The sequence below is a fragment of the Heyndrickxia sp. NPDC080065 genome, assembly GCF_050281185.1.
Lineage (GTDB): Bacteria > Bacillota > Bacilli > Bacillales > Bacillaceae_C > Heyndrickxia.
Map to the genome: position 1 here is coordinate 38,330 of NZ_JBNNWS010000017.1, position 17,863 is coordinate 56,192.

Below are 17,863 nucleotides of genomic sequence, written 5' to 3' on the forward strand. Positions count from 1 at the left end.
TTTCCATGCTTGTACATAAGGTTTAATAGTGTGAGACAAATGTGAGGGGATAATAATGAGGAAATGGGCAGGGGCAATGCAAGTTGCAGCAGTCTATGTTGGAACAGTTATTGGAGCAGGATTTGCAACTGGCAAAGAAATCGTTGAGTTTTTTACACGCTTTGGATTTATCGGAATAATTTCTATATTAATTGCTGGATATTTGTTTATTGCTTTAGGTTCAAAAATCATGGTAAAAGCTATAGATCTAAAAGCAGATTCATATGAAGTGTTTAATCAATATTTATTTGGTAAGACAATCTCTAAATTCATGAACATATTTATGATGTTTATGCTGCTTGGAGTATGTGGGGTCATGTTTTCAGGTGCAGGAGCGGTTTTTGAAGAGCATTTAGGAATTAATAAGAATATGGGAATTTATATTACTATTGCTCTTACGATATTCATTATGTTAATAGGGACGAAAGGGGTATTTGCCGTTAATACTTTTGTCGTTCCAATGATGATCATTTTTAATTTTTTTATTATGACACATGTGATTGTCATGCCGAATTTTTCTGATGCTTTTTTCCATATTCCTGAATTAGATAATGGTTGGAAAGGGATCTTCGCCCCTTTTTCCTATGCTGCGCTTAATTTAATTCTAGCTCAGGCTGTACTTGTACCTATTGCCTATGAGGTGAATGATAAAGATATAGTCCATAGAGGAGGGATAATTGGTGGAGCATTATTAACTTTAATTTTGTTATCCAGCCATTTTACACTCATTACATTACCAAATGTCACGCAATTTGATATTCCTATGGCAACCATTGTTCAAAACACGTTTGGTAGTATCTACTTTATTTATGTAGCGATCATCTATGGAGAAATATTCACTTCGATAATCGGGAATATCTATGGTCTCGGGAAACAAATGCAGCAATATATTTCTATTCATACAATTTGGATTTACATAGGAATAATTATCATAGTTTTGATGATAAGTAAAATTAATTATGGAACACTTCTTTCTTATTTGTATCCACTTTTTGGCTACATCAGTTTGGTTTTTATGATTTTACTGTGGATAAAAAATGATAAAGGTCCGAAAAAAATATAAAAAGGAGAAGAGTGTTCCTTGAGCATTTACTCTTTTATTTCGAGACACTCTCTTCCCATTTCTAATGAAGCGGAAGAACGATGATTAATAATAGATCAAATACTAAATGCGATATTACAAGCAGTGCAACACTTTTTAACTTTAAATAAAGTGAGCCCCAGGCTAAAGCACCTACAAAAGCAGCAATAATCAAAATTATATTTCCTGAATAAATAAAGACTGACGTGTTCAATATTGCGGTAATAAAGACTGGTGACCATCCTTGCAAATGGCGCATAAGTCTTTTTTGGACGAAGCCCCTCCAGAAAATTTCCTCTCCGGGTGCCAAAATAAAAACGAGTACAAAATAATGCCAAACCCATTTTGGTGAAAGCAATTTATATGTTCTTATGATTTTGTCCTCTAAATAGGGTGATATCAATGGTAGCAATAGATCCCCACACCAAAAGACTACATACAATCCTATGCCTGAAATGATTCCATATAATAAATATTTACCGGTAGATATTTCCTCATCTGCTTTTTCACTCACGATAGAAAAGCTAATTAATAATAATGATACGGCTGTATATATGTACCAAAATATCGATTGATCTCGAAATGTAATGTACAAAAATAGATGCGCTAACAATATACCTACAATAAGCCTAATATCTGTTGCGCTTTGTTTCATATATTTGAAAACTCCCCTCGAATCGACAATAAGTTCATCATTAAGAAACATTTTACCAAAAATAAAACGGAAATGTAATTATGTGAATGATAAGACAATAAAAAGATTGGCTATTTAGCCAATCTTTTTAAGCTTTCAACGATGTTTTTATGATAGAGTAATTTTTATGATTAACAACTGTTTTTTCTTCTAGTTCAAGATCACGATAATTTTCCATATATGTTAAATCGACAATAACCGAATTTTCATATACCTTTTCAACAACGCCACGTAAACCGTTTTTAAACTCAATCACATTTCCTATCTCGGCTTTTTTCAATCTGACGTCCCCCATTCGCAAATTTGATAATGAATTATTAATTTTCAATTTACTTGCTTACAGTTTGCACCATTTTTATCAAAGATTCAAGTTTAATGACAAAAAATCCACTCATAAATGTAAAATCTCTGTATTTTGTCATGACTTTATACCTAGAAACCATTCCCTGTTATTGATGATTTTATATGGTGGAAACAGGACTATTTCCATATGAGTTTTTACTAGCTTTCATTTGAATCTTTTTTGTACCTTTTTATAAAATTTGGTATATTTGTATTATACAGAAAAAAAGGGGAGATATAATTGAAAGAAAAAATTGAACAATTAAAAATAGAAGTATCCAAAGTTATGGTCGGCAGAGAGAAAGATATTGAACTATTGACCATTGCCCTCTTGCAAGGTGGTCATATATTACTAGAAAGTGTGCCTGGAACAGGCAAAACATTATTAGCTAAAACATTTGCCAAATGCTTAGATGGAGATTTTAAACGAATTCAATTTACTCCTGATGTCCTTCCAACCGATGTAACAGGTATGCAATTTTTTAATCCCAAAAGTCAGCAATTTGAGTTAAGATCAGGGCCAGTCATAACGAATATTTTATTGGCAGATGAAATCAACCGTGCTACTCCAAGAACACAGTCTAGTCTGTTAGAGGTTATGGAGGAGAGGCAAGTGACGATTGATGGGGAAACCATTCATCTTGAAGAACCATTTATGGTCATCGCAACCCAAAACCCTGTTGAATCACAACAAGGAACATTTCCACTTCCAGCAGCACAGCTAGATCGATTTTTTATGAAAATTTCGATTGATTATCCTACATATGAAGAAGAAAAAAATATTATTAGAAGATTTATAAATGATGAGCTTTTAACAAAGGTTCAAGCTATCCTTTCCAGAGAAGAATTTGCTGCATTAAAAAAGGAAGTAAAAAATATCTTGATAAGCGAAGATGTTGAAAAATTTATTTTGTTACTAACAAGACAAACAAGACAGCATCCAGCCATTGAACAAGGAGCAAGTCCAAGAGCAGCATTAGCTTTATTAAAAGCTAGTCAAGGACATGCATTTATTCAAGGGAGAAATTATGTAACTCCTGATGATGTGAAGATTGTAGCACCATATGTATTAAGACATCGACTATATTTATCTACTGAAGCTTCATTAACTAATACGACTAAGGAAATTTTTGAGGAGATTCTTGATCAAGTTCCAGCTCCAGTAGAGTCGGGAGCTTTATAATGAAATGGGGAAAGGATGTTTTAATTACTCGTAACCTAACTTTTTCTCGATGGCTATTAATCATAGTGATTGTCCTTGCATTTGTCTTTAATAACAAATGGTTATTGTTCATCTTATTAACAGGGACAATTATTTTATTCATACATCAATTTTATTTGAATCAAATTGGTAAAAACCTCTATTTGGATAATAAAAAAGAAATGTCTCGGTTGAATATAGGGGAGCATGGAGAATGGCTGTTTACATTTATGAATCAAGGATTTCCGATTGTTAAAGGTACATTATCCATCGCTTTTGATGATTGTATTGAACCGACAACTTTCCCATATATTAAAAATCGTTCCTTTAATGAGGTAACAATTCCTTTTAAAGCATGGACGAATGAACAGGTTGAGGTACGGATACCTTTCGTGGCAGTAAAAAGAGGAGTTTCCCATATTTATAAGCTGGAAGTGAAAATTAATCATTTATTTGGCAGTGGAGTAGTTTTATTGAATTATAATGACATTATCAAAATGAAAAAATTAGTGTACCCAAGCCGAAAAATGATTCCCTTTATGAAAGAACAACCGATCCTATTACATGGATTTCAACAATCAAAAAACTCTTTGTTCAATGATCCTTTACAGCCAATTGGTACTAGGGAGTATGTTAACGGAGATTCCTTTCAGCATATCCATTGGAAAGCAACTGCACGTATGCAGCAGCTGCAAACAAAGGTTTTCCAAAATATAGGGGCTAGGACTTGGCTTTTTGTAATGAATATTTCAGAAAGACATTCAATTACACATGACTTGGAGAATTTAATCAACTATACGGCATTTTTAATTGAACAAGCAGTTAAAGAAAACATCCCTTTTGCTATAGCGATCAATGTTCGTACACATGGTGAGATCCCTTATTATTATCTTTCTGAAGGGGAAGGACGAATTCAACGGCAAAAAGCATATGAAATGTTATCGATGCTTTCAATTCATTCATTCCCTTTTCCACACCATATCATGTTAAAAGATTTAGATAAAAAAGGAAATATACACCCGGTTGTCATTCATATTGGAGAATGTACGTCAATGACCAATCAAGTTCTATTAGCATACAAAATGAAAAACTCATCCATATTTAATGTGGAAACAGTTAATGAACAAGGAGTCATGAGAGAATGGAAACATTATCGAACAACAAAATCAGGGTGAGCCGAAATTGGATGGTGGGCATCTTTAAAACGTTTTTCAGCGAATCGATATTGTTAGCGATTTTCTTATTTCCGATTCGTGTAACAGATGGTACTCATACGATTAGCTGGGTATTTTTACTTATTATGTTAGGTTCATTTTTAATAGCTCTCATTTTATCTCGAGGAATACTTAAAAAGATAAAGGTTTATTACTATACAATAACAATACCGCTTTATATTATAGGCTCGTTTATTGCTGGAATTCCTTTTTGGGGAATCATTATCATGATTATATTTAGTCAATGGAGAATGAATAAGTTAATGCCTGAAGGTTTTGATGATGATTATTTTGACAACCAAAATGGACTCCTTTTGTTAACATCACTCGTTGGCATCCTGATGTATGGAATAGGAAAAGTACTTCATTTTGCAAACCTTGAATCGCTTCTGCTACTAATTTTATTACAACTATTGATATTGACATATGGGACGTTTATAAAAAACTATTTGCAAGGTAGATTTACTATAAAGAGTCGGTTCCTTATTATTGCAATTTTTGTGGTCATAATCCCGTTAATCATCGCATTGATGTTAACACTAATAAGTGGGGGATTACGATCGGGTTTTCTTTCTTTTTTAACACTTATCATTAAACTGTTATCTTTCATACTAGGACCTCTGCTAACACCGTTTTTTAATTTACTTAATAAAAATAAAAATGTATTTTCTGAAGTAAAAGAGGAAAATGTTGAAGTTGATGAAAATCCTCAGGATCAAGGGGATAGTCAAGTTGAAACACCTGAAAATGCTGAGGGTATTTTTTATATTATTGTCTTTCTAGCTTTCACAGTATTAGCAATCTGGGCATTTATAAAGTTTCGACGTTTCCAAATGGTTCAAGAGGAGGTAGTTGAAGAAAATAAAATAACTTTCCAGAAAATTTTAAAAAAAGATAAACAAAATCTATCTAATTCATTTTTTAATCCTGGATACTCTAAAGCAGCACATCAAATTAGAAAAAGCGTGAATGAATTGGAAAAGATGGGGATTAAAAAGAAAATTGGTCGTAAACAGCATGAATCTGCTCGAGAATGGTTTCATCGAATCGGGATTAATTGTTCGAATGGGTGGTTCGAAATATACGAAAAAATTCGTTATGGTAAGGAAAACATTACGAAATCAGAAACAGATTTTTTCTTAAATGAATACAAGTTAATAAAAAAACAACTGAAAGAAATCAAACCTAAAACGGATTCAAATGATGGTTTTCATAACGAGTTAAAATAATGGAATAATAATCCTAGGGATAATTATTTGTCATATATCATTATGAATGATATTCTTTAACATTGGGTAATTCTTTTTTACGATTTAAAATAATTGACGAAAAAGATCACCTAGATTATTTTAATATGAAGAAACATTTAAAATCTATTGGATAAAGGAGATAAACAAAATGGCACAAAAACAATTTAAGGTTATTGCAGATACTGGTATTCATGCACGTCCAGCTACATTACTTGTACAAACAGCAAGCAAATTCGATTCAGAAATCCAATTAGAATATAATGGGAAACAAGTGAATTTAAAATCAATTATGGGTGTAATGTCTCTAGGGATCGGAAAAAATGCACAAATTACCATTAGTGCAGAAGGCAGCGATGAAGCTGATGCATTAAATAGTTTAGAAGAGCTATTGAAAAAAGAAGGTTTAGCTGAGTAATGTCTACAATATTAAAAGGAATAGCAGCTTCAAATGGAATTGCCATTGCTAAGGTGTATCGTTTAGTTGAACCTGATCTATCTTTTGATAAAACAAGTATCGACGATCTTGAAAAAGAGATTCAACGTTTTAAGGATGCGATTGCTGCTGCAACATCAGAGCTTGAAATTATTCGTAACCATGCGAATGAAAAGCTTGGTGCAGATAAAGCTGCTATATTCGATGCACATCTTCTCGTTCTCAGCGACCCAGAGCTACTATCATCAGTTGAAGGTAAAATTAACAGTGAGAAAGTGAATGCGGAAAGCGCGCTTAAAGATACTACTGATATGTTCATTACGATGTTTGAACAAATGGATAATGAATATATGAGAGAACGTGCAGCCGATATCCGTGACGTTAGAAAACGTGTACTCTCACACTTATTAAATGTAAAAATTCCTAATCCTAGCTTAATTTCAGAAGAAGTGATTGTCGTTGCAGAAGATTTAACCCCGTCTGATACGGCACAGTTAAACCGAGATTTTGTTAAAGGATTTACAACAAATATTGGAGGACGTACTTCCCATTCAGCCATTATGGCTCGCTCATTAGAAATCCCAGCTGTTGTTGGAACACAATCAGCTACTCGGGAAATCGAAAATGGGGACATTGTAATAGTCGATGGATTGAATGGAGAAATACATATAAATCCGACTCCAGAGATTGTTGAGCAATATAAAAAAGAAAAAGAAAAATTTGAAATACAAAAGGCTGAGTGGGCTAAGCTAGTAAATGAAAAGACGGTTTCCAAGGATGGCCATCATGTAGAGCTTGCAGCAAACATTGGTACACCAAATGACCTTCAAGGTGTAAAGGAAAATGGCGGAGAAGCTGTTGGACTTTACCGGACAGAATTCTTGTATATGGGAAGAGAACAATTTCCAACCGAGGAAGAACAGTTCGAAGCATACAAAGCTGTTTTAGAAGGAATGGACGGAAAATCAGTGGTTGTTCGTACATTGGACATCGGTGGAGACAAAAATCTACCATATTTAAAATTGCCAGAAGAAATGAACCCGTTCCTTGGATTCAGGGCCATTCGCCTTTGTCTTAATGAACAAGAGATGTTCCGTACCCAATTAAGAGCTTTACTACGTGCAAGTGTTTATGGGAACTTGAAAATTATGTTTCCTATGATATCAACATTGAACGAATTCCGTGAAGCTAAAGCTATATTGCAAGAAGAAAAAGACAAACTTAATTCCGAAAATGTACCAGTTTCAGATCATATAGAAGTAGGAATCATGGTTGAAATTCCTTCTACTGCTGTTATGGCGGACCAATTTGCTAAAGAAGTCGATTTCTTTAGTATTGGAACAAATGATTTAATTCAATATACTATGGCTGCTGACCGGATGAATGAACGAGTATCATATTTATATCAACCATATAATCCAGCTATTTTAAGATTAGTAAAAATGGTTATTGATGCTTCACATAAAGAAGGAAAATGGACTGGAATGTGTGGCGAAATGGCTGGAGATGAGATCGCTATTCCGATTCTTCTCGGCTTAGGTCTAGACGAATTTTCTATGAGTGCTTCTTCGATCTTAAAAGCACGTTCACAGATTCGATCCATCAATAAGTCTGATATGGATAAACTAGCAGAAGAAGTGTTACAGCTTCAAACAAATGAAGAAGTGATTGAAGCTGTTAAAAAGGTATTAAGTTAATAAAGATATTTGGGGATTCATTACTTTCTTTGTTTCCCATTCTAATCATTACAGATGATCTTTCGAGATCATCTGTTTTATTTTTAGGCTTTGTTAAACAATGTTGTTGTTTCTAATTAAACCCTGTATGGAATGTATTCAGCTAGTTTTACTTCGTAAAGAAAACGCTTCACACATACCATACAGGTGATTTTATCAACAATAAGCATTAACAAAGCCTATTTTTAAGGAATTCTCAATATTCTAAATCAAAAAAGATGAAAGAGACCGTTTATATCATTTATACTTAAGAAAAGGAGGAATGTAAAATGGAACTTGGATTAAAAGGAAAAACAGCATTAGTCGTTGCTTCGAGTCAAGGGTTAGGAAAGGCGATCGCTAAAGCGTATGTACAAGAAGGAACAAATGTATTATTAGCTAGTAGAAATGAAGAACAATTAAAATCAGTGAAAGTTGAGCTATCTTCAATCGGGAATGCAAAAGTTGATTATATTTGTTGTGATATTACAAATCTAAATGATATTAAAAAAATGGTTGAGAAACTAAAGAGTGACTATGGTTCATTAGATATTCTAATTAATAATGCAGGCGGCCCTCCAGCAGGAGGATTTGAAGATATGACTGATGAACAATGGCAAAACTCGTTTGAGCTTAATTTACTTTCCTACATAAGGATTATTCGAGAAGCTTTACCACTTCTAAAACAAAACGGTGGAAAGATTATTAATATTGCTTCGTCTTCCATTAAAGAGCCTATTCCAGGCCTCATTCTTTCGAATACTTTCAGAACGGGTATCGTAGGTTTATCAAAATCGTTAGCTTTGGAACTTGCCAAATATAATATTCTTGTGAATACGGTTGGACCAGGGAGAATTGCAACTGACCGAGTTAAGCATTTAGATGAAATTAATGCTAAGAAACAGGGTCTATCTCTTGAAGAAATGGAAGAATTAGAAAAACAATCGATTCCATTGAAACGATATGGTGAACCGGAGGAATTTGCAAATATAGTTGTATTCTTAACATCAACTGCTAATTCATATGTGACTGGGAGCAGTTTTCTCGTTGATGGCGGAAAAATAAAATCGATATAAAAGTATAGGTATATGGAATGTCAAAACTCAACTTTGGGAGAGAAACAATGAAAGAAAAACAGTTATCCATCGGATTTATTGGAACAGGTATTATGGGGAAAAGTATGGTTTCCCATTTATTAAAAGCTAAATATAAAGTGTATATATATAATCGTTCTAAGGAAAAGGCTTTAGAGCTGATAGAGAAAGGTGCTGGCTGGTGCAATACTCCAAGAGAAGTAGCCGAAAATGCTGATTTAATCATAACAATGGTAGGTTACCCTCATGATGTTGAAGAGGTGTATTTTAGTTCAGAAGGATTATTAAGCCACGCAAAGAAAAATGCAATATTGATCGATATGACCACTTCAACCCCTACACTTGCGGAAAAGATTTATCATTCCGCGAAAGATAAAGGATTAAAAGCATTGGATGCCCCAGTTTCTGGGGGAGATATTGGTGCGAAAAATGGTACATTAACTATTATGGTTGGCGGGGATCAAGAAGTTTTTGAAGAGGTGACTCCTATTTTTTCATGCTTTGGCCATAACGTCGTTTATCAAGGTAAGGCTGGAGCAGGACAGCATACGAAAATGTGCAATCAAATTGCAATAGCGACAAATATGATAGGTGTGTCTGAAGCATTGGTTTATGCAAAAAAAGCTGGCTTGAATCCTGAAAATGTATTGAAATCAATTAGTGCAGGAGCTGCTGGAAGCTTTTCGCTATCTAATCTAGCTCCAAGAATGCTGATAAATGATTATTCGCCTGGATTTTTCATTAAACACTTTATTAAAGATATGGGAATTGCCTTAGCCGAAGCTGAAAAAATAAATCTTCAACTCCCTGGTCTTGAACTTGCAAAAAAAATATATGATCAACTTGCGGAAAATGGAGAAGAAAATAGTGGTACACAAGCAATCATAAAATATTGGGAATAAAAAAGGATTTTCAATTCAAACTAAAATAGAAAAGCGGAGGGTGCGCAGGTTTGGCGAAACTCGCTGGAGGTCTGACGAGAAAGGTTGCTTTCCAAACCTTTCACGGCAGACTGAAGCTTTCGCGAGATAGCGCCCGCAGCTGGACATGTGAAACTCACATTTTTGTTTGGAGGATTGAAAATGGCGAAACGTACGAAGAAAAATGATGCAGATCAAAAAAATAAAAAAGGCTTCGATTCTTCAGTACTAAACGAAGAATTTGCTCATGAAATGGGAAGTGCAGCAGCAAATAAAATTCATAAAGATAAGGAAAAGAAAGAAAAAGCAGGGAAAAATAACGGGAAATTTAAATAAGAAAAGCGTAAGCGCCGCAGCTCTAGCGTACGGATTTCGTAGTCTTCGACTGAGGTAAAGGAGACACGGCGAGGGACGAGTCGATGCCCGCTTATCGTAGGGAGAAGACGGAGAAATCCGCTAGCCGATAGGCGCTGGAGCTAGACACAGCAGACACTTTTCATGTCTTATATCATTAGTTAATTTTATACTTTATTACCTTTGGACAATAAATGAAAACTCATCTCCAGCCTCTAGTGGGAAGGAGATGAGTTTTCATTTTTTAAATATGCATTTAAACGATCTAGTCCTTGTTTAAGAATCACCATCGAACAAGCATAGGAGATACGGAAATAACCTTCACCATATTTTGAAAAAGCATCTCCAGGGACGACAGCAACCTTTCCTTTTTTAGCTAAGTCTATCGCAAATTCAAATGAGCCTTTATGAATATATTCAGGAATTTTTACAAAAAAGTAAAATGCGCCATCTGGTTTAACAAACTCTAATCCCATTTCTGTCAATCTCGTACTAACATATTCTCTTCGTTCAAAATATTCTTTACGCATGGCTTCCGCATCATTAATCCCAGATGTTAAAGCTTCGAATGCTGCTTTTTGAGAAATGGAAGAAATACAAGACACATTGTATTGATGAACTTTTAACATATGTTTACAGAGAAATTCGGGTGCAAAAAGAAAGCCAACACGCCAGCCCGTCATCGAATGTGATTTAGATAATCCATTGATTACAATGGTTTGTTTGCGTAAATCTGCTGCCAGCGAGTAATGTATTTCATTATAGACCAGCTCGCTATAAATTTCGTCAGCAATTACAAAAATTTCCTTATCCTTTAATAGTGCTGCAATTTCCTTTATTTCTTTTTCTGTCAAACTGACACCTGTTGGATTTGAAGGATAAGGAAGAATGATACACTTTGTTTTTTCACTTATATAATTATTAATTTTTTCTGCAGTTAGTTTAAATTGAGTATCCCTTGTATCAATATGAATTGGTTTGCCGCCACACATTTGAATAATGGGCTCATATCCTGGATAAATTGGTCCAGGCAAAATAACCTCATCACCCTCACGTAAAATCGTCCTTAAGGCAATATCGATTGCTTCGCTAGCTCCAACAGTGACAATTACTTCATTTTCAGCGTTATATTGCAGTCCGTATTTTTTATATACAAAATCACTAGCTGCTTTTCGCAAATTTAAATATCCAGCATTGTGAGTATAAGAAGTGAAATTATTTTCGATCGCTTCAATTCCAGCTAGTTTGACGTGTTCCGGTGTTGGAAAATCAGGCTGACCTATTGTAAACGAAATTAAATCGTCAATATCCTGAACCATATTAAAAAATTTTCTGATTCCTGATATTTCTATGTCTAAAACATTTTTGTTAAGCAAGTGTTCCATTTTTTTCACCCTCTACGTACTAATAATATTTAATCATGACTCCTTGTTTCATTCATGATAGAATAAGAGAACAATAATTGCAAAGTTAATTCGATAAAATCTTAAGATATATTTTAGGATTTTTTAATTTTTTTATAAGAATGGATAGGTATAGTCATCTGTGGGAGGTTTTTGGTAATGAATGAAGCATCTATCGTGACTAAACAAAGAGAGTATGCAGGATTTTGGTTGAGATTTGTCGCATATTTAATAGATATCATAATAGTCGGCGTTCCATTTACTATTTTAAGTTTTATTGCAATTTTACTTTTCTTGGGAAGTACTGGTTCCTTTGAAAATTTAGATATATATACTGCTGAGGCAGAATTATCAGGACAACAGTTTTTTTTATTATTAGCATTCTATTTAATATTAGGTCTGGCTGGAATATTTGTTTCCATTGCGTATTTTGCAGGGTTCCATGCTTCGAAAATGCAAGCAACTCTCGGGAAACGTATACTTGGTCTTAAAGTAGTTGATCTTGAAGGTAACCGTATATCTTTTTTACGTGGTTTAGGGAGATATTTTGCTATGATTTTATCAGGCATTTTATATATTGGTTATATCGTGGCAGCTTTTACAGAAAAAAAACAAGCTCTACATGATATGATAGCTGGGACATATGTCATTAAATCAAAATAATATTATATCCTCACAACGTAGTGATTTTGTATAAACATTACTAAGTGAGGATTTTTTTGTATAATCCAAAAGACGCAGGAAAGCTTTTCATGGTATATTTACAATATATACATACATTGGAAGGAAGTTTTACATGGAAAATACGAATGGTGTCTTGTTAGATAGTGGAACAAATGAACTTGAAATTATTGAATTTGAAGTTCAAAACAGTAGTTTCGGTATTAATGTCATAAAAGTAAAAGAAATTATCCAGCCACTGCCTGTAACATTTATTCCTCACGTACATTCCTTTATTAAAGGAATTATTCAATTAAGGGGAGAAGTTCTGCCAGTTATTGATTTAAAAAAAGTACTGGATCTTGGAGATAGTGATAATAAGGAAAATGAAAAATACATTGTAACGGAATTTAACCAGCAAAAGGTAGTATTTCATGTACATAATGTCACAAAAATTCATCGCATCTCTTGGGATCAAATCGAAAAACCTTCAGATATGTACTCCGGTGATACGACACAAATTATTGGTGTCATTAAAAGAAGCGAACATATGATATTGATGTTGGATTTTGAAAGGATTCTTACAGAAATAAATCCGGAAGTAGGAATCAATAAAAATATCATTAAAAAACTTGGACAACGAGAAAGATCCTCGAAAAAAATAGTAATAGCAGAGGATTCAGCATTATTAAGGAAGCTAATATATGATACTTTGTTTGAAGCAGGTTATGAAAATGTAGAGTTTTTTGAAAATGGCAAGGATGCATTTCAGTATTTAGAATCGCTACTGAATGAAGGTGGAAATATATTAAAAGATGTGCAGCTTGTCATTACTGATATTGAAATGCCACAAATGGACGGTCATCATTTAACTAAAAAAATTAAAGAGCATAATGATTTATCAAAATTACCTGTCATTATCTTCTCATCATTAATTACAGAAAGTTTAAAACATAAGGGTGAAATGGTAGGCGCTGATGATCAAGTAAGTAAGCCTGAGATTGCTGAACTAATAATGAAAATCGATCAGCATATAATTTAAAAATAAAAAAGGACTCCTGTATGGGAGTCTATTTTTGTCTTTATATAGCCAGTCCATTGCTGTAATTAATAACTATCTCCAAGTTTTTTAAATATTGGCTTTGTTACCTTTGGGTTTCGATAATGTGGGCGGGACGCCTGTTGAATTTCTTGAATACCCGTGTATATCTCCAATAAATGTTTTGCTTGATTCAATGGCATACGACATTTTGGATTTTTCGATGAATGATCAAGTTTTCCTAAGTGCGGAAGAGCTTGGAAGTCTTGTTTAGAAGGGGGAATATGGAAAGAATATTCTCCACATTGGACAAGTACGTCTGATTGCTGTTGACTATATTTAGGGTTTTCTGAAAAATGAAGTCCTACCTTAATTGCTTTTCCCTCAAAAAGCATTTTTTCGATTGCTGCTTTCTTTAATTTATACAAATACTTCGGATTTGTAGCTGTTTTAGCATGTCGATTGACTGTAAAAATTGATTGTGAGAGGTTCGCAACTGTAGGTTTTAAGGGAGTGGGATAATGCGAATTCAAACAAAGAACTCCTTTCCTATCAATAATTTTCGCTTTATTAACATCATCATAATATTTAATGGGTATGTGGTTCCTTAAAAAGATAAACCAATGGTTAAAAGGAACACCCGTTTTTAATTGTTACTGTTTACCTTAAATAGCGATTATTAACCATATTATACTACGTAAATCCGCTATTGCAAAGCTTGTCCGAGAATAAAACTTCGCAAGTAGTAAAAAATTTCGATAATACAGAATATTTATTGACAGACGAGCTTGGAATCCATATAGTTGATACTATCAACCGTTTATGGGGTGAACTAAATTGGATAAGCAAAAAATAAAATTATTAATTAAGAGATATGAGGATGTTTATTTATTTGCTACGAAAAGAATTTCCTCTATTATGTCTGAACAAGTACTGGATAATATGTCTATTGAGCAGTTTGCAATTTTGAGGAACTTATATAATCGCCAACCATTAAGAGCTTCTGAATTAGCAGAGCAATTAGGTGTAAACAAAAGTGCGATTGTCGTTAAAATTGAAAAACTAGAAAAAAAAGGATTAATCTATCGAGAAAGAGATAAGGAGGATCGTCGAAATATATATTTGTATTTATCAGAAGAAGGTAAAACCGTATATGAAGAAGTCGAATCAAAAATTGAGAATTTTGTTTCAATATACTTAAAAGAATTAGACCATGAAGATTTTGAAGCTTTTATAAATCTATATGAAAAAATATTAAATATCATACAAAAGAATGAGGAGGGACCAAAAGTATGAAAATGATTGTTCGATTTCGATGGATTATTATAGCTTTGTGGATAGTGGTTGTCGGTTTACTTGCTTGGAAGGCACCAAATATGGAGATGCTTGTCCGTGAAAAAGGCCAAATTGCAGTGCCTGATGGATATCCATCAACATTGGCAATCGATATTATGGAAAAGCATTCAGCTAAACATTCGCATTCGGAAACCTTCATTATAGTTTTTCATGATAAGCAAAAATTAACATCAGCACAAATTAGCAATATAGAAGAAACGATTAATCAATTAAAATCAAATAAAGAAAAATTAAGTATTAATGAAATAACTAGCCATTTTGATCAAAAAGACTTGAAAAATCAACTTGTTTCAAAAGATGGAAAGACGATCCTTACCATGTTAGATGTGAATATGGAAAAGAAGGAAGTCAAAGATGTTAGAGCAAAGCTTGAGAAAGCAATTAAAACACAAAATGTAGATACAATGATGACAGGGAACGGTTTAATTAATGAAGATGTAGTTATCAGCTCGCAAAATGGACTAAAAAAGACTGAAATTATTACAGTTGTATTTATTTTACTTGTATTAATTTTAGTATTCCGTTCACTAGTAGCACCAATTATTCCACTTGTAACGGTCGGGTTGACTTACCTCATAAGTCAATCTGTCGTCGCTTTTTTAGTCGATAAACTTAATTTTCCACTTTCCAATTTCACACAAATCTTTTTAGTCGCTGTCCTTTTTGGAATTGGTACAGATTATTGTATTTTGCTGCTCAGTCGGTATAAGGAGGAACTTTCAAGAGGGAATGATACAATTAACGCAATATTAGCTACATATAAGAGTGCTGGAAAAACAGTAATATTTAGCGGAATAGCAGTTATGATTGGATTTGCATCGATAGGATTTGCTAGTTTTAAGTTGTATCAATCGGCATCAGCAGTGGCGATTGGAGTTGTCTTTTTATTAATTTCATTATTAACGATTGTGCCATTTTTTATGGCCACTTTAAAAAGGAAGTTATTTTGGCCGCTTAAAGGGGATATTTCTCATTCCCAAAGTAAATTATGGGATTGGATGGGGAGATTATCAATCAGCCGCCCGATAATAGCCCTTGGCATCGTTGCAATCTTTACAGTTCCATTATTGTTTTCATATGATGGGGACCTATCATTTAATTCACTTGATGAAATTGGTGAAGAATACGAATCGGTCAAAGCATTTAATTTAGTATCAAATAGCTTTGGGCCTGGCGAGATTATGCCAGTAAAAATAGTTGTTGAAAATGACGAATCAATGAATTCCAAGGAATATTTAGGACTCATTGAAAAAATTAGCAGTGATTTATCACATACAAAAAATATTGAAAAAGTTCGCAGTGCAACAAGACCTGTTGGCGATGTCATGAAAGAGCTATATGTGAAAAATCAAGTAACTACATTAAGTGACGGCTTAAATAAAGGGAATGAAGGAATCGGTACCATTAAAGATGGGTTAAGTAATGCAGCTAAATCACTTTCTGAATCAACACCTAAACTACAAGATGCAACAAATGGGATTGGTGACCTTCAATCTGGCACGATAAAGCTTCAGTCAGGTATAGGAAGGCTGAGTGATGCCCTTTCCCAAATTGAAGAAAACATACGCAAGAGTGGTGATGGGGCGGGAGATCTTAAGGTAGGATTAAGCGAAGCAAAAAAACAAGCGATTAATCTCAAAAATGGGACAAAAGAGCTCTTGAAGAATTATCAAGTGATTCAAAAAGGCTTAGGAAATATCGCTGATAATTATAAGAATATTCATGCAGGTGTTAAGTCGGCTCAAAAAAATTTAGAGAACCTTAACGCCAATTTCACAGCATTAGAGAATAAGCAGCAAGATATACTTACTAATAAAGACTATATGAAAATAAAATTAACAGTACAAGGGCTTGCACAAAATCTAGATAGTGAACTCCTTCCGGGAATGAAGGTTTTAAACGCGAATTTTGCTAATGCCAATACTGGACTATCCCACGCGAATATTGGTTTAAGTAAAATTACTGAGGGATTAACAAAGTTTGCAGCAGGCTTTGATCCGATTATTTCAGGCTTAACTCAAATGGAGGGGGGGCTTTCTCAGCTTGCTAATGGACAAAATCAAGCTATCAGCAAACTACCGGAATTTTCAAACGGGCTTAAACAAATTTCTGATGGGCAAAATCAGCTAATGAAAGGATTTAGTCCACTGACCGGACAAATGACTAAGCTTACAAATGGTCTTAATCAAAGTGCAGAAGGGCTTGAGAAAATAAAATCCGGAATAAATGATGCTAATACCTTTTTAAATAAGCTCTCACAGGATACACCTATGCAGCAATCAGGAGTAAACATCCCTGATGAATTGATGAAAAATAAGGAATTTCAAAAAGTGTTTGATGTGTATTTATCTGATGATGGCAAGGTAACAACATTTGACATAGTTCTAGACGAAAATCCTTACTCAAATAAGGCAATGAGTACCATTAAAGATATAGAAAATACTTTGAATTCTTCTATAAAAGGAACAAAGCTTGAAAATGCTCACATTGGTATTTCCGGAATAACAAGCATGAATCACGACTTACAAACCATGTCAAATGAGGATTATAATCGAACGGTCATGTTTATGATCGGAGGAATTGCGATTATATTAGTAATTTTATTAAGATCTCTTGTAATGCCTATCTATTTAATTGCTTCATTACTTTTAACCTATTATTCTTCTATTGCTATTACAGAATTAATATTTGTAAATATTTTAGGGCACTCTGGAATTAGTTGGGCTGTTCCATTCTTTGGCTTTGTCATCATCATGGCACTTGGAGTAGATTATTCTATATTCCTAATGGATCGATTTACAGAATATCGACATCTTGATGTGAAGGAAGGATTATTGTTAGCAATGAAAAATATGGGGACAGTTATTATCTCAGCAGCTATTATACTAGCAGGTACATTTGCTGCTATGCTGCCTTCTGGAGTTATGTCATTGCTGCAAATCGCAACAATTGTGCTATCAGGATTATTATTCTATGCCTTTATTATTTTACCTTTGTTTGTTCCAGTAATGGTTCGGTCACTAGGTAAAGGGAATTGGTGGCCATTTATTTCAAATAAATAATTTTAA

The 17,863-nt window shown here is 33.8% G+C and carries 17 protein-coding genes; 13 read left to right on the forward strand and 4 right to left on the reverse strand.

Annotated elements, in window-relative coordinates; genetic code table 11:
- Nucleotides 1-55 precede the first annotated feature (55 nt).
- Nucleotides 56-1,102 carry a YkvI family membrane protein gene (locus ACQKP0_RS19450; RefSeq protein ID WP_427407494.1) on the forward strand — a complete coding sequence of 349 codons (1,047 nt, stop codon included), beginning with the start codon at nucleotides 56-58 and terminating at the stop codon, nucleotides 1,100-1,102.
- Between the two features lie 61 nt (nucleotides 1,103-1,163).
- On the opposite strand, the gene ACQKP0_RS19455 is transcribed toward ACQKP0_RS19450, so the two are convergent.
- Both ACQKP0_RS19455 and ACQKP0_RS19460 read right to left on the reverse strand, forming a co-directional pair.
- Nucleotides 1,164-1,775 carry a CPBP family intramembrane glutamic endopeptidase gene (locus ACQKP0_RS19455; protein ID WP_427407495.1) on the reverse strand — a complete coding sequence of 204 codons (612 nt, stop codon included), beginning with the start codon at nucleotides 1,773-1,775 and terminating at the stop codon, nucleotides 1,164-1,166.
- A gap of 127 nt (nucleotides 1,776-1,902) precedes the next feature.
- Complete coding sequence (locus ACQKP0_RS19460) at nucleotides 1,903-2,094, reverse strand: YkvS family protein (protein ID WP_427407496.1); 192 nt, start codon at nucleotides 2,092-2,094, stop codon at nucleotides 1,903-1,905.
- Nucleotides 2,095-2,397: 303 nt separating this feature from the next.
- Here ACQKP0_RS19460 and ACQKP0_RS19465 point away from each other — a divergent pair, with 303 nt between their 5' ends.
- From ACQKP0_RS19465 to ACQKP0_RS19500, 8 genes are all read left to right on the forward strand, one after another.
- Nucleotides 2,398-3,339: an AAA family ATPase gene (locus ACQKP0_RS19465; RefSeq protein WP_427407497.1), complete on the forward strand. Its 942-nt coding sequence runs from the start codon at nucleotides 2,398-2,400 to the stop codon at nucleotides 3,337-3,339.
- A complete protein-coding gene (locus tag ACQKP0_RS19470) occupies nucleotides 3,339-4,532 on the forward strand; it encodes a DUF58 domain-containing protein (RefSeq protein ID WP_427407498.1) in 1,194 nt (397 codons plus the stop codon). Before ACQKP0_RS19465 ends, ACQKP0_RS19470 begins: the two co-directional genes overlap by 1 nt.
- A complete protein-coding gene (locus tag ACQKP0_RS19475; protein ID WP_427407499.1) occupies nucleotides 4,499-5,800 on the forward strand; it encodes a hypothetical protein in 1,302 nt (433 codons plus the stop codon). Before ACQKP0_RS19470 ends, ACQKP0_RS19475 begins: the two co-directional genes overlap by 34 nt.
- Before the next feature lie 169 nt (nucleotides 5,801-5,969).
- Complete coding sequence (locus ACQKP0_RS19480; RefSeq protein ID WP_427407500.1) at nucleotides 5,970-6,236, forward strand: phosphocarrier protein HPr; 267 nt, start codon at nucleotides 5,970-5,972, stop codon at nucleotides 6,234-6,236.
- Nucleotides 6,236-7,951 (forward strand): phosphoenolpyruvate--protein phosphotransferase, encoded by a 1,716-nt coding sequence (gene ptsP / locus ACQKP0_RS19485; protein ID WP_427407501.1) that lies wholly within the window; start codon nucleotides 6,236-6,238, stop codon nucleotides 7,949-7,951. Before ACQKP0_RS19480 ends, ptsP begins: the two co-directional genes overlap by 1 nt.
- Before the next feature lie 308 nt (nucleotides 7,952-8,259).
- A complete protein-coding gene (locus ACQKP0_RS19490; protein WP_427407502.1) occupies nucleotides 8,260-9,045 on the forward strand; it encodes an SDR family oxidoreductase in 786 nt (261 codons plus the stop codon).
- A 47-nt stretch (nucleotides 9,046-9,092) separates the two neighbouring features.
- Complete coding sequence (locus ACQKP0_RS19495; protein ID WP_427407503.1) at nucleotides 9,093-9,965, forward strand: NAD(P)-dependent oxidoreductase; 873 nt, start codon at nucleotides 9,093-9,095, stop codon at nucleotides 9,963-9,965.
- Between the two features lie 180 nt (nucleotides 9,966-10,145).
- The gene (locus ACQKP0_RS19500) at nucleotides 10,146-10,319 is read left to right on the forward strand and encodes a hypothetical protein (protein ID WP_427407504.1); all 174 of its coding nucleotides are present in this window, start codon (nucleotides 10,146-10,148) and stop codon (nucleotides 10,317-10,319) included.
- Between the two features lie 233 nt (nucleotides 10,320-10,552).
- Here the strand turns inward: ACQKP0_RS19500 and ACQKP0_RS19505 are convergent, their stop codons facing one another.
- A complete protein-coding gene (locus ACQKP0_RS19505) occupies nucleotides 10,553-11,722 on the reverse strand; it encodes an aminotransferase A (protein WP_427407505.1) in 1,170 nt (389 codons plus the stop codon).
- Nucleotides 11,723-11,899: 177 nt separating this feature from the next.
- Here ACQKP0_RS19505 and ACQKP0_RS19510 point away from each other — a divergent pair, with 177 nt between their 5' ends.
- Together ACQKP0_RS19510 and ACQKP0_RS19515 are read left to right on the forward strand one after the other, a co-directional pair.
- Nucleotides 11,900-12,403 (forward strand): RDD family protein, encoded by a 504-nt coding sequence (locus ACQKP0_RS19510; RefSeq protein ID WP_427407506.1) that lies wholly within the window; start codon nucleotides 11,900-11,902, stop codon nucleotides 12,401-12,403.
- A 133-nt stretch (nucleotides 12,404-12,536) separates the two neighbouring features.
- On the forward strand, nucleotides 12,537-13,442 hold the full coding sequence (locus ACQKP0_RS19515; protein ID WP_427407507.1) for a chemotaxis protein: 906 nt from the start codon (nucleotides 12,537-12,539) through the stop codon (nucleotides 13,440-13,442).
- Nucleotides 13,443-13,507: 65 nt separating this feature from the next.
- On the opposite strand, the gene ACQKP0_RS19520 is transcribed toward ACQKP0_RS19515, so the two are convergent.
- Nucleotides 13,508-13,972 (reverse strand): YkyB family protein, encoded by a 465-nt coding sequence (locus tag ACQKP0_RS19520; RefSeq protein WP_427407508.1) that lies wholly within the window; start codon nucleotides 13,970-13,972, stop codon nucleotides 13,508-13,510.
- Nucleotides 13,973-14,276: 304 nt separating this feature from the next.
- Between ACQKP0_RS19520 and ACQKP0_RS19525 the strand changes: the two genes are divergently transcribed.
- Both ACQKP0_RS19525 and ACQKP0_RS19530 read left to right on the forward strand, forming a co-directional pair.
- Complete coding sequence (locus ACQKP0_RS19525; protein ID WP_427407509.1) at nucleotides 14,277-14,735, forward strand: MarR family winged helix-turn-helix transcriptional regulator; 459 nt, start codon at nucleotides 14,277-14,279, stop codon at nucleotides 14,733-14,735.
- Nucleotides 14,732-17,857, forward strand: a complete 3,126-nt coding sequence (locus ACQKP0_RS19530) for an MMPL family transporter (RefSeq protein ID WP_427407510.1) — start codon at nucleotides 14,732-14,734, stop codon at nucleotides 17,855-17,857. The genes ACQKP0_RS19525 and ACQKP0_RS19530 overlap by 4 nt, the downstream gene beginning before the upstream one ends.
- Nucleotides 17,858-17,863: the final 6 nt, after the last annotated feature.